This is a genomic window from Nonomuraea sp. NPDC050540, from assembly GCF_044457485.1.
Lineage (GTDB): Bacteria > Actinomycetota > Actinomycetes > Streptosporangiales > Streptosporangiaceae > Nonomuraea.
This window is the reverse complement of sequence record NZ_JBITHA010000024.1, coordinates 24253-36860: the sequence shown is the minus strand read 5'-3', so window position 1 is coordinate 36860 and position 12608 is coordinate 24253. Positions and strand designations below refer to the sequence as shown.

The window sequence follows — 12608 nt, the reverse complement described above, 5'->3', positions numbered from 1 at the left end:
AGAGTGGGTAGCAAGTGCTTGTTTTTGTCACCGTTCGAGGAAGGTGCCGAGCTCCCGCACGTTGATCAGCCCGTCGCCGTCGAGGTCCAGCTGCTTGACTGCCTCTTCGGCGCGTTCGAGCGTGACCGGCTGGCCCATGATCTCCATCAGCCGCACGAACTCCTCGGGCGAGATGAGCCCGTCGTTGTCGGCGTCGATCAGCTTGAAGGTCGCCTCGTAGTCGTTCATTGATGTTCCTCCTGTGTCGGGTCAGACCTTAGTGGCGAATCGGCGGAGCGAGTCGATAAATGCCACGACTTGCAGGCGTTTGTCGAGGGACCACGCCTACCCCACCGATCCCCCCTTCGAACACGCCACCACGGACACGATCGGGGGCCCCGGAGGGCGACCAGAGAAGGGCCGCCTCCGGGCTGCCGTGGTCGAGTCCCGGCGCTCATGGAGAATCTCACCGCCGGCCGAGCCCCCCACCCGGACCCACCGGCCGCGCCCCCACCCGTTTCCCGGACTAGAGCGCGTTCCTTGGATCGAGGGTTGATCTAACCTTCGCGATAGGAATCTTTTCTGAACTAAGACTGAGATCGGGCCTTTTCTCCCAGTGCCGCCGATGCGACCCTCTGCAGGGTGTTGAGTCCTCGGCGGCGGTTTGAGCGGTGGTGGCGAAAGCCTGTTCGGGGTTCCGCCAGGCTCAACTTGATCCGGCTCGGAGCGGTACTGATCGGTGCCGTTCTGGTAGCGGCGGTGAGCGCAACGGGCCTGGTCGTACTTGCCCTCTTCTTGTTGGGATTTCCGTACTTGGAGAGGACACAAGGGTTGCCTTTGGCAACACTCCTCGACGTCGTGAAGTTGTCGTTCGCGGTGATCGCTGGGGTGGGCGGAGTCGTTGCCCTGGTGGTTGCCTATCGTCGGCAGCTCGTCGCTGAAGCGGCATCGAAGCTGGAGCATGCCAAGGAGGATCGCGAACGAGATCGGGTCCTTAATGAGCGGTTCGGCTCCGCTGCGTCCCAAATCGGCATTGACCAGCCAACGGTTCAGCTGGCCGGCGTCTATGCCATGGCGGCCCTTGCCGACGACTGGCCTGAACAGCGGCAGACCTGCATCAATGTCCTGTGCGGCTTCCTGCGGATGCCCTATCAGCCGGATCCCGGGCCTGACGCATCCGCCGCTGAGCAGACCGCTTTTGCCCAACATCGCAACGTCCGACACGCGGCGATGGACATCATCCGTGACCATCTGAACCCCGACGCGCGAGGCCCTCTCTGGCATGACTGCTACTTCGATCTCCGCGGCGCGGTGTTTGATGGGGGTGACTTCTCCTGGGCGGTGGTTCCGGAGGGATGCTTCCTGAACTTTCGCGACGCGAAGTTCGTGGCAGGGAAAACCGACTTCCTCGGGCTTCGCTGCCACGGAGGCGGAGCCAATTTCTGGCGCGTGGAGTTCGCGGGCGGCGAGGTCACGTTCTGGGGTGCCGAGCTCCTCAGCGGAGGGTTCGGTGAGTGCACCTTCAGCGGAGGAAAGGTCGACTTCGGTTCGAAGCAGATGGCAGGCGGCGGCCCCTTGCTGAAGACGGTGTTCGGCGCGGACCCAGGCTTCCTGAGATGCAAGTTCATCGGGACCGAGGTGCTGTTCACCGGGACAACCTTCAAAGCCGGGCGAATCAGCTTCGACGACGCAGAATTCTCCGGCGGGAAGGTCGACTTCGCAGACGCCCGGATCGAGGGTGCAGAACTCGATTTCTCGAACGTGTCCGTCTGGACAACGCCACCCGTGAACCTGCCCACCTCGACGCCTGGAGTGAAGCTGCCGCCTTCCCCTGGAGAGTCCTGATGCGCTGCTCATCCTTGACGACCGATCAACGTGGGCATCTCGTCCCAGGTGGTCTCGGTCCACTCAATCTTCGAGGCAGTACTCATTGTCGGGTCTCCACGATGATGGGGAGGCTGATAGCCCCGGGTGGAAGGGTGGGTTGGTGTCCCCGCATCCGGTCCAGGGCGACCAGCTTTCTGGCCGCGGCGTCCCGGCTGGTCTGGAGTCCTTCGACCTCGCCGAGCCAGCCTTCGCGCTCAGCTTCGGCGATGCGGTCGTGCAGGTTGTCGCGGATCTCCTCGAGGCGGGTCCGCTGGGCGGGGTCCGGCCTCAGGAGTGAGCATCTGACACATGCGTGTTCATGGACGCAGGGTGAGGCGAATGCCCGGCCGCAGGTGCCTATCGAGACTTTTCGCTTTTCGAAGTTTCTCTGCACCAGTCAAATGGATCTTGAGCCTTTCCAGCTTCGCACTACGAGGAGACCTCGTAATCGAGTAGCCGGTTCCGGCGACGCTCACTAGCGTTTGCCGCGTGCCGAACTATGACATGCTCATCGAGCAGGCCATCGCGGCGTCTGTCGGTGCGGAAGGGCCGGGCTGGGACTTCAGCTGGCTGCGCGGGCGGACAAGCGGCGGAAGGCCACCGTGGTCCTACTCCCGCCGGGCTTCGAAGCTCCTCGCGGCGGCGCGCCGACCGCTGGACATCGACACGGGTGGAGGCGAGGTCCTGGCCTCGCTTGCTCCGCTGCCCCGGCACATGGTCGCGACGGAGGCGTGGCGGCCCAACATCCCCGTCGCGGCCGAACGGCTGCGGCCGTACGGGGTCGTGGTGCTGGGCGGCGCGGCCAACCGAATCCCGATACGCGACGTCGTCTTCGACCTTGTGCTCAACAGGCACGGCGGGTTGAACGCGGCCGAGGTGGCCCGCGTTCTCGTGCCAAACGGTCGGCTGCTCACGCAGCAGGTGGGCAGCCGGAACAGCCTGGCTCTGAACAATGCCCTGGGAGCGCCACCTCCTGCGGATCCGGACGGCTGGACCCTGGCCATCGCGGTGGAGCGCCTGCAGAGTCACGGGCTGGACGTGGTGGACGCGCGCGAAGAGATGATCGACTATGTCTTTCACGACATCGCTGCTGTCGTCTTTCAGTTGTGCGCTGTTCCCTGGCAGATTCGCGACTTCGACATTGCCCGCTACGACGGCGCGTTGCGCCGGCTTCATGACCGCATCCGCGCCGAGGGCGCCTTCGTAACACGCGATCATCGCTTCCTTATCGAGGCACGCCAGCCACGTCACTGGCGTGCGCAGTGAGTTTGCGTGGGTCGCGTCGTGCCGTGCCGCGCTTGGCTGAGTTCGCCGGCGTGGCCCACTCACAGGGGCCTGTGGAAGTCGTCGGCGGTGTGTCGGCGCTCACGGAATGTTCCCAGAGGGATGTGATCCGCCCACGCAATTGACCCGCTCGCCGCTCGTCGTGCCCGGTTGCGCGCTCGTGATGACCGTGGGCGCGCTGCTCGCGCTCGGCGAGGTGCTGCTGGACGCGGCGGATCACCGCGGCCTGGTCTTCTACCAGGTAGATCTGCGTGGTAGGTGGGCGTGCCCAAGGATCTCCTGGACGTCGCGCAGCGAGAGCTTCTCGTCGCGTGTCATCCGCAGCGCGGCGGTATGACGCAGATCGTTCATCGACCAGTTCGCGCCCAGCATGGCGTTGGCCCGCCGGAACACACCCCGCAGCGCCTCGTAGTTCAGGGGGTGCCGCCGGAGCCCGTCGCCGCGGTCACGGCGGCGCAGCGTCTGCCAGACCTGCTCGTCAGGCCGGAGCTGGACGCCGAGGTCGGCGATATAGAGCAGCAACCACGTAAAGGCGTCCGGGCTCGCCGGAAGCCACTGCTGGGCACCGGAACCCTTGCGAACCACGCGGACGAGCTGGTCGCCCAAGTCCAGGTCGGCCATCCGAACGCCGAGCAGCTCCGACGCGGGCGCTGTTGCTCACCGCGATGGCCAGGATCGCTCTGTCCCGGTTGGAGCCCAGCGTCCGAAACAGGTCACGCCACCGCTGCTCAGGTATCTCCCGCGGCTTGGCCTTGGGGATCTTCGGGTTGGAGCGCAGCCGCCCCTCGGGCCGGAAGGGCTGAAGGGAGTTGTGGTGCGCGTTCGCCCGCTGGTCGCGGCGGGCCAACTGGACCGGGTTGACCAGCGGGCCCTGGCCCGCCTCGATCCAGAACTCGTAGAACGAGCGCACCACCGCGTTCGAGTGCCGGATGGTGTTCGGCGCGTACTGGTCACTGAGGTGCATCTTCTGGGTGAACGGATTGACCGTGCTTGCCGTCGCCGCCGACTTGGTGCGCTTCGCTCGGCGGAGCTTCGCGGCCTGCTTCAGCCACAGCACCAGGTCGCGCGCTTCGGCTGGCGTGGCCTGGTTCCAATCCATTGCCACGGCCTGCAGCCACCACCACCGCAGCAGGGCATAGGCGTAACTCGGCTTGGGTCGCAGGCACAGGTCGGAAGCCTTGGCTTGGGGTCGCGGGCGCAAGCCGGATTTGTCCGCCTGAAAATCGCGGGCGCAGGCCGGAAATATCCGGCTAGGGTCAGATCTCATGGGGGAAAATCTCGTCATCCATTCCGCGCCCAACCTGCGCGACGTCGGCGGCCAGGCCACCAGGGACGGCAGGAAGGTCCGCACCGGCTTGGCCTTCCGTGCCGGGGCCCTCGACCGGCTCGACGAGCAGGACCAGCGCCGCCTGCACGACGCCGGCGTGCGGCTCGTGTGCGACCTGCGTACCTCCACCGAACGCTCCGAGCAGCCCGACCGCCTGGTCGACGGCATCACCTACCTCGTGCTGGACGTGCAGCGCGGGGGCGGCCACGGGGCCGACATCGCCTCCCTGTTCACCTCACCCGACCAGGCGGAGGCGCTGCGCTCACCGCGGGCCGCGGAGAACTTCATCGTCGAGGTCTACCGCTCCTTCATCACCACCCAGGAGGCCCACGAGGCCTACGCCGACCTCCTGCGCGCCCTCGCCAAGCCCGGCACCCTCTTCCACTGCACCGCCGGCAAGGACCGCACCGGCTGGGCCGCCGCCCTGCTCCTCACCCTGCTGGGCGTGGACCGCGAGACCGTCATGGCCGACTACCTGGCCAGCAACGCCCACCTGGAGGCCCTGGCCGTGGGCGTCTACGCCCTGGCGGCCCAACACGGCATCGACCGCGAACTGGTCCGCCCGCTGCTTGAGGTCCGCGAGGATTACCTCAACGCCGCTTTCGACCAGATCGAAGCCACATACGGCGATATTTCGGGCTATGTACGGCAAGGCCTCGGCCTGACCGACACCGACCTCCAAGCCCTCCACGACCTCTACCTCCGCTGAGACTCACCCACCACTGGAGCATGGTGTGGAAGCCGCGTGAGGGCTTGGCGCCGTAGCGGGCAGCTCCCGCAGGAAGATGTCGCCGGCTCGCGGACGGGAGCGTGTCCGGTGCGCCACCCGCTGAGACCGAGGACCCGTAGGGCGGGCAGCCGGCCGGAATCCGGCAGCGGGTCGCGCACCAGGCTGAGGCTGCCGCCGAGGTCGAGGTCTTCGAACCGGGTCAGCCTAGGCAGTGACACGTGAGGAAGAGCGTAGGTCCGCGCACAGACAATCCGGCGCGCGCGACAGGGTGCTGAAGCACGGCCTAGCGGCTCATCCTGGCCGCCAGCGCCGCCCCCACCCGCTGCACATGCGCGTCCCCGGCCGGATCCAGCCCGGTCAGAGCCGCCACCCTGCGCAGCCGGTAGTCCACGGTGTTGGGATGCAGGTGCAGCGCCTCGGCCGTGGCCCGGCGGGACCGCCCGTGACGCAGGTGGACCTCAAGCGTGCGCAGCAACTCCGGGTACGCGTCCAGCGGATCGAGCAGCGCGGCCAGCTCACGGGAGGCGGCGGTCGGCCGGGTGAGCTGGTACTCCAGCAGCACGTCCGTCAGCCGGTAGAGGCCGGGCCCGCGGCCGAACCAGCCCACGACGTCCAGCACCTCCCGGGTCTGCCGCACCTGCTCGGGCACCTCCGGGGGCGTGGCGTGGGCCGCCGCGGCGGTCACCGGCCCGCGGCCCGCCTCCGCCAGCCGTCCCACCAGGAGTTCCAGCCGCTCCCACGGCCCCGACCAGGGCAGCAGCGCGGCGCCCGCGGGCCGGTCGAAGAGCGTGCCGGGCGCGAACGCCTCCAGCTCACGCTCGATCCGGTGCAGCTTGCGCCGCGTGGCGACCGCGCCGCCCTCCCCGGCCGACAGCGACAGGACGGTGTAGGCGGGGGCCAGGCCGTCCACGTGCTCGCCGTTGAGCAGGGCCGACAGCAGGCGGTGCCGTTCGTCGCGCTCCTCGGCCGACAGGCGGCCGCGCTCGTCGAAGTAGGTGGAGGTGACCACCTCGGTGACCCGCCGCGTGTAGGCGAGGATCAGCTCGGTACAGGCCAGGACGTCGGCCAGGTCGCCGGGTTCCGCCCGAGCGGTCAGCGCCCGCCAGGTCTCGGCGAAGGCCAGGTGGTAGGCCTCGATGAGCGCGCCGGGCGGCATGCCCTGCTCGGCTCCCCTGATCGCGGTCTCGGCGACCCGGCCGCCCGGCTCGGCGGGCACCGTGCGCTCGCGCAGCGCCCGCGACAGCGCCAGGAGGTTCTCCTCGACGAGCGTGACGATGTCGTGGGCCACTTCCCCGGCGGGCAGGTCGCGGTAGTGCTCGACGTCGGCCAGCATCCGCGCGACGAGCTCGCGGGCCAGCCGGGCCCGCTCGTGCGCCAGCCGGCGGTGCACGCTCACGCCGCCGATCGTCAGCTCTTTGTCATCGGTCACAATGAACTCTGCGAATCTCTCCAATGGATTCCGGGGTCCACCCATTCAACTATGTAACGCATGACAACGCCCAGGGTAGGCCTCGCGGAGAAGGCCGGCTTCTTCGCCGGCAACGTGGGCAACATCGTGTTCAGCACGACGATCAACTCGTTCCTGCTGATCTACCTGACCGACGAGATCGGGCTGGCCGCCGCCGCGGTGGGCACGCTGTTCCTCGTCGCGCGCATCGTCGACGGCGTCAGCGATCCGGTGATGGGTTACGTGGTCGACCACCTGCCGGTCACCCGGTGGGGCAGGTTCCGTACCTACCTGCTGGTCGGTGGGGCCATCGGCGCCTTCAGCTTCGTCGCGCTGTTCCTGGCTCCGGCGCTGTCGCCGGCGCCGCTGGTGGCGATCTGGGTGGCGTACCTGCTGTGGGGGTTCGCCTTCGACCTCATGGACATCCCGCTCAACTCGCTGATCCCGGCCATGGCCACGCATCCTGGTGATCGCCGCCAGCTCTCGGGCATCAAGGCGTTCTCCTACCTGTTCGGCGGCGCGGTGGTGACCGCGGCGGCGCTGCCCCTGGCCGACCGGATCGGCTGGCCGGCGTTCGTGATCGGCCTGGCGGTGGTCTCGCTCCTGCTCACCTCGCTCGCCGCGACCAGGGTGCGCGAGCGGGTCACACCGGTCCGCCAGGACAGGTACGGCTGGCGCGACCTGGCCAGAATGCTCCTGGCCGACAAAGCGGTGATCATCCTGCTCGGCACGGTCATCGCCCTGACCGCGGCCGGCGGGGCACGCAGCGCCGGGATGGCCTACTACTTCACGTACTTCGTCGGCGACCGCGCTCTGATCGCCGTGGCCGCGCTGGCCACGGTCGTCCCGACGGCCCTCGGCACGATCGTCTTCCCCTGGCTGGCGCGCTTCTCCGGCTACAAGGCCACCTTCGTCGGCGCCCTGGTGCTGGAGGCGGTCGCGATCGGCACCCTGCTGGCCGTGCCCGCCACGGGCTGGCCGCTGGCCCTGGTCGCCCTCGGCGTGACCGCGTTCGGCGGCGGCGGCGCGCTCACCATGATCTACGTGATCGTCGCCGAGCTCGTGGACTACGTCGAATGGCGGCACGGCCACCGCGTCGAGGGCGCGATGGCCTCGCTCGGCTCGTTCGCGGCCAAGGCGGGCGGCGGAATCGGCGCGGCGCTGACCGGCTACACGCTCGCGATGACCGGCTACCTGGCCGGGCAGGAGCAGACCGCCGAGGGTCTGCGCGGCATCGTGCTGGCCCAGTCGCTGCTGCCCGGCGGCCTGGCGCTGCTGGCCGCCGCGCTGTTCGCGCTCTACCCCATCTCCCGGCAGCTGGCCACGCGCGTGGCCGGTGAGCTGGCCCAGCGGAGGGAGTCCGATGCGGTTTCCGCCCGGTAGGTGGCGCGGCCAGTGGATCTGGTCGCCCCGCCCCACGATCCGCCCCGCCGCGCGCGGTTCGCTGCTGCCGCAGGCGTATGACCGGCGGGTGCTGTTCCGGCGCGTGTTCACGCTGGACGAGGTCCCGGAAACCGCGCCCTTCCGGGTGACGGCGGACTCCCGGTACGTGCTCTACGTCAACGGGACGGAACTGGCCCGCGGACCGGTCCGGCACGGCCCGCGCACGCTGTACTACGACACCGGCGACGCCGCGCCCGCGCTACGCCCTGGCCGCAACGCCGTCGCCGTCCTGGCCCGCTTCTACGGCCACGCCACCCCCTGGTGGGAACCGTCGCCGCCGACCTTCACGCTCGGCGGCGGCTGCCTGGTCGCCGAGCTGCGGCTGGGCAAGGAGTGGCTGGTCACCGACGAGACCTGGTCGTGCCACGAACCGGCCGCCTGGACCCCCGCCGAGCCCAGCCACCACCTGCTCTCGCAGTTGCCCGAGGTCTTCGACGCCAGGGAACTCGACCCCGGCTGGACACTGCCCGACCACGACGACGGCCCCTGCCACGACGGCCCTTGGCACGACGGCTCCGGTCGGCCCGCCCACGACGACGGCTCCGGGCGGCCCGCCCACGACGACGACGGCTTCTGGCGGCCCGTCCGGGTCATCGAGGCGCGGGCGGTGGTCGGCGGCAACCCCGACTCCCACCCGCCCTCCGACCCGTTCGGCGCGCTGCGTCCCCGGCCGATCCCGCCGCTCACCTCCTCGGTACGGCAGGCCGACCTCGGTCCCGGCCTGGTGGCGGACTTCGGGCAGGTGGTCAGCGGGACGCTGCGGCTGGCCGTACGCGGGAAGGCGGGGGCGACGGTCGGCGGCGCGGTCGCCGAGGTCGTGACCCCGGCCGGGCTGGAGATCGCCAACCGGTTCGCCTACACGCTGCGCGGCCACGACGACGTCTTCGAGATGACCGACCCGGTCGGCGGCCGGTACGCGGTGCTGGAGGTCACCGGCGGGGCCGAGGTGGCCTCGGTCGAGGTGGTCGAGCGGCTGCGCCCGCGCCCGGCGGGGCCGTACTTCGCGTGCTCCGACCCCGAACTCGACGCCGTGTTCCTGGCGGCGCTGCGTACCGTGGACCTGACCGCCCACGACGCCTACATCGACTGCCCCACCCGCGAGCAGCGGGCCTGGACCGGCGACTCGGTCGTGCACCAGTCCGTGGACCTGGTCGCCAACCCCGACTGGAGCCTCGCCCGCCACCACCCGGCGCTGGCCGCGCAGCCTCGCCCCGACGGGATGCTGCCGATGGTGGTCGCCGGCGACTTCGCGGCCCAGGACCTGCCGACGATCCCCGACTGGTCACTGCACTGGATCAGGTCCGTGCACAACCTCTACCGCTACACCGGCGACCGCTCGCTCGTCGCCGGGCTGCTGGCGAGCGCGGAGGGCGTGCTGCGCTGGTTCCTGCCGTTCCGGGGTGACGACGGGCTGCTGCACGACGTCACCGGCTGGGTGCTGATCGACTGGTCGCCCGTCCAGGTGCGCGGGACCAGCGCCGCGCTGAACGCCCTGTGGGGCCGGGCGCTGGCCGACTTCGCGGAGATGGCCGAGTGGCTCGGCGACCTCGGCCGCGCGTGGTGGGCGCGCGACCTGCACGCCGCGCTGGCCGGCGGCTTCGAGGTCTTCTGGGACGTACGGCGCGGCGCCTACCGCGACCACCTGCTCAGCGGGTCGGTCAGCGAGCACACGGCCGCCGCGGCGGTGTGCGCCGGGCTCGTACCCGCCTCCCGGCGCCCGGCGGTCCGCGAGCTGCTCCTGGACCGGCGGGCCATGTTCACCCGCAGCCCGATGGGCGCGCGCGGCGCCGACCGCGACGGGCCGATCTCCACCGACCCGGTCAGCCTGCGCCCAGCCCCCGACTGGGACGTGGACCGGCGGGTCGTGGGGGCGCAGCCGTTCTTCCGCTACGTCGTGCACGACGCGCTGGCCCTGCTGGGCGCCGCCGACCGGATCGCCGGGCTCTGCCGGGACTGGACCGCTCTGACCGAGGCCGGGACGTTCCGCGAGTGCTGGGACGGCGGCTCCTACTGCCACGGCTGGTCCGCCACGCCCGCGCGCGACCTGCTCGTCCACACCCTGGGGATCACGCCGGCCGAGCCCGGCTACACCAGGGTGCGGGTGGCGCCCAGGCTGGGTGAGCTGGCCTGGGCGCGCGGGGCCGTACCCTCGCCGCACGGTCTGATCGAGGTCGAGGTCCACGGCACGGAGATCAAGGTGGACGCCCCCGTGCCGGTGGAGATCGTGCGCCCTTAGACCACCGCGCCCGAACCCTCGCGGGCACGGCGGGCGCGAGGCCGCGGCGGCTGCGGCGGCGGCTGCTTGCTGCGGCGCTCCAGCGCGATGGCCGTGGGCCCGGCCACGAACGACGACGACAGCGTGCCCACCACGATGCCGATGAGCAGCGCGATCGCGAAGTCGCGCAGTGAGTCGCCGCCGAACACGGCCAGGGCCGCGAGGATGAACAGGGCTCCGAGCCCGGTGTTCACGGTGCGGGGCACGGTCTGCAGGATCGCGCCGTTCACCACCGTGGCGAAGGAGGTCTTCGGCTGGGCGGTCCACATCTCCCTGACCCGGTCGAAGACCACCACCTTGTCGTTGACCGAGTAGCCGACGATGGTGAGCATCGCCGCCAGGAACACGCCGTCGATCGGCTTGCCCATCCAGGCGAAGGCGCCCAGCACAAGGACGGCGTCCACGAACAGCGCGCTCACCGCCGCCGCCCCGAACGTCCAGCGGAAGCGCACCGCCAGGTAGACGAGCTGCGCGGCCAGCGCCACGCCGAGCGCGATCAGCGCGTTGCGCCGCAGCTCCTCGCCGAGCGAGGGCCCGATCAGCTCGTCACGCTGCTTGGTGACCTCGCCCAGCGCCCCTTGGATCTTCGCCGCCTCGTCGGCGGAGATCTGTCCGGTACGCACGGAGATGGCGTCGTTCGACGACTGCACGACGGCGCTGGGGAAGCCGGCGTCGGCGACGAGCTTCCTGGCGGTGTCCGCGCCGACCGGCTTGCTCGTGGCGAACTCCATGATCCGCCCGCCGGTGAACTCCACGCCGAAGTTCAGCCCGCGTACCGCCAGCCCGGCGAACGCCAGCACCAGCAGCCCGCCCGCGACCGCCGTCCAGAGCTTGCGCCGGCCCATCAGGTCGGGGTTGCGCGCGGTGAGCCACAGTCGGATCCGGCCGACCGAGCCGAGCCCGGAGACCTTGGGCGGCACCCGGTCGATGATCCAGTGGGCGAGCACGCGGGTGATCAGCATGGCGGAGACCAGCGAGGCCAGCACGCCGATCGACAACGTCACGCCGAACCCCTTCACCGGGCCCGAGGCCAGCCAGAACAGCAGACCGGCGGCGAGCAGGGTGGTGACGTTGGAGTCGGCGATGGCGCTCCAGGCGTTCTTGAAGCCCCGGTTGAGCGCCTGGCCAAGACCGCGAGCCTTGGGGCCCTTGACGCGGGTCGCGCCGGCGGCGCCGTACTCCTCCCTGGCTCTTTCGAAGACCAGCACGTTGGCGTCGACGGCCATGCCGATCGCCAGCACGAACCCGGCGAGGCCGGGCAGCGTGAGGGTCGCGCCGAGCGCGACGAGGGCCGCGTAGGAGATCAGCGCGTAGGCGGCCAGGGCGAGCGCCGCCAGCAGGCCGACCAGGCGGTATATCACGATGATGAACAGCGCGGTGAGCGCCACGCCGACCACGGCCGCCTTGGCGCTGGCCGCGATGGCGTCGGCGCCCAGCGTGGGGCCGACCGTCCGCTGCTCGACGATCTCCAGCGGCACCGGCAGCGAGCCGCCCTTGATCAGCACGGACAGGTCGGTGGCCTCCTGGGCGGCGAAGTTGCCGGTGATCGAGGTACGCCCGCCGGGCATGCCGGCCCGGCACGGCGTCTCCTGGACCACCTCCGGCGAGGAGATGATCTTGTTGTCGAGCACGATCGCGACCCGGCGCTTGGGGTCGCCCATGGGTTCGCAGGCGGCGGCCCCGGTGAGCTGCTGCCAGGGCCCCGGCTCGCGGAAGTCGACGGTGACGAACCAGCCGGGCCCCTGCTGCGGATCGGTACGGGCACCGGCGTCCGTCACCCCCTCACCGGTGATGACCGCGGGCCCGAGCGTGAGCTTCTGCCCCGACTCGTCCGGCAGCCCCTTGCCGGAGGAGTCGAGGCCCCGCACCGCGTGGAAGGACAGCTGCGCGGTCCGCCCGATCACGTCGGCGGCCTTGCGCGGGTCGAGCACGCCGGGCAGCTCGACGATGATCCGCTTCTCACCCGAGCGGACCAGCGTCGGATCGACCACGCCGAGCGCGTCGGCACGGCGTTGCAACACCTGCAGCGCCCGGTCGGTGGCGGCGGCGTCCGCCTTGACGGTCGGCGAGTCCCTCGCCTCGAACACGAGCTGAGTGCCGCCGCGCAGGTCGAGCCCGAGCCGCGGCGACATGGTGAACGCCAGGAACAAAGAGGTCGCGATGACGGCCAGCGCCGCCACCGCGCGCCACAAGGGCGCACGTGACATGGGAGCCTCCACAGGCTTGACGCCGAGGCGGCACTACGGGCCCCTCGGCC

The 12608-nt window shown here is 70.4% G+C and carries 11 protein-coding genes; 6 read left to right on the top strand and 5 right to left on the bottom strand.

The window, feature by feature from the left end:
- Positions 1-27 precede the first annotated feature (27 nt).
- Positions 28-228: an EF-hand domain-containing protein gene (locus ACIBI5_RS48330; RefSeq protein ID WP_379618390.1), complete on the bottom strand. Its 201-nt coding sequence runs from the start codon at positions 226-228 to the stop codon at positions 28-30.
- Between the two features lie 588 nt (positions 229-816).
- Between ACIBI5_RS48330 and ACIBI5_RS48325 the strand changes: the two genes are divergently transcribed.
- From ACIBI5_RS48325 to ACIBI5_RS48315, 3 genes are all read left to right on the top strand, one after another.
- Complete coding sequence (locus ACIBI5_RS48325) at positions 817-1824, top strand: hypothetical protein (protein ID WP_397257618.1); 1008 nt, start codon at positions 817-819, stop codon at positions 1822-1824.
- A gap of 142 nt (positions 1825-1966) precedes the next feature.
- Complete coding sequence (locus ACIBI5_RS48320) at positions 1967-2143, top strand: hypothetical protein (RefSeq protein WP_397257616.1); 177 nt, start codon at positions 1967-1969, stop codon at positions 2141-2143.
- A gap of 191 nt (positions 2144-2334) precedes the next feature.
- Positions 2335-3111 carry a methyltransferase domain-containing protein gene (locus ACIBI5_RS48315; RefSeq protein WP_397257614.1) on the top strand — a complete coding sequence of 259 codons (777 nt, stop codon included), beginning with the start codon at positions 2335-2337 and terminating at the stop codon, positions 3109-3111.
- Between the two features lie 252 nt (positions 3112-3363).
- Here ACIBI5_RS48315 and ACIBI5_RS48310 read toward each other — a convergent pair whose 3' ends face one another.
- Together ACIBI5_RS48310 and ACIBI5_RS48305 are read right to left on the bottom strand one after the other, a co-directional pair.
- Entirely contained in the window at positions 3364-3714 is a 351-nt protein-coding gene (locus ACIBI5_RS48310; protein ID WP_397257773.1) for a tyrosine-type recombinase/integrase, read from the bottom strand.
- Positions 3608-4396 carry a hypothetical protein gene (locus ACIBI5_RS48305; RefSeq protein ID WP_397257776.1) on the bottom strand — a complete coding sequence of 263 codons (789 nt, stop codon included), beginning with the start codon at positions 4394-4396 and terminating at the stop codon, positions 3608-3610. The genes ACIBI5_RS48310 and ACIBI5_RS48305 overlap by 107 nt, the downstream gene beginning before the upstream one ends.
- Here ACIBI5_RS48305 and ACIBI5_RS48300 point away from each other — a divergent pair.
- A complete protein-coding gene (locus tag ACIBI5_RS48300; RefSeq protein ID WP_397257612.1) occupies positions 4395-5165 on the top strand; it encodes a tyrosine-protein phosphatase in 771 nt (256 codons plus the stop codon). The genes ACIBI5_RS48305 and ACIBI5_RS48300 overlap by 2 nt on opposite strands.
- Positions 5166-5469: 304 nt before the next feature.
- Here ACIBI5_RS48300 and ACIBI5_RS48295 read toward each other — a convergent pair whose 3' ends face one another.
- Positions 5470-6615 (bottom strand): PucR family transcriptional regulator, encoded by a 1146-nt coding sequence (locus ACIBI5_RS48295; RefSeq protein WP_397257611.1) that lies wholly within the window; start codon positions 6613-6615, stop codon positions 5470-5472.
- Positions 6616-6675: 60 nt separating this feature from the next.
- Between ACIBI5_RS48295 and ACIBI5_RS48290 the strand changes: the two genes are divergently transcribed.
- Both ACIBI5_RS48290 and ACIBI5_RS48285 read left to right on the top strand, forming a co-directional pair.
- On the top strand, positions 6676-8016 hold the full coding sequence (locus ACIBI5_RS48290) for an MFS transporter (RefSeq protein ID WP_397257610.1): 1341 nt from the start codon (positions 6676-6678) through the stop codon (positions 8014-8016).
- Complete coding sequence (locus ACIBI5_RS48285; RefSeq protein WP_397257609.1) at positions 7997-10312, top strand: alpha-L-rhamnosidase C-terminal domain-containing protein; 2316 nt, start codon at positions 7997-7999, stop codon at positions 10310-10312. Before ACIBI5_RS48290 ends, ACIBI5_RS48285 begins: the two co-directional genes overlap by 20 nt.
- On the opposite strand, the gene secD is transcribed toward ACIBI5_RS48285, so the two are convergent.
- Positions 10309-12558 (bottom strand): protein translocase subunit SecD, encoded by a 2250-nt coding sequence (secD, locus tag ACIBI5_RS48280; protein ID WP_397257607.1) that lies wholly within the window; start codon positions 12556-12558, stop codon positions 10309-10311. The two genes, ACIBI5_RS48285 and secD, sit on opposite strands and share 4 nt — an antisense overlap.
- Positions 12559-12608 lie beyond the last annotated feature (50 nt).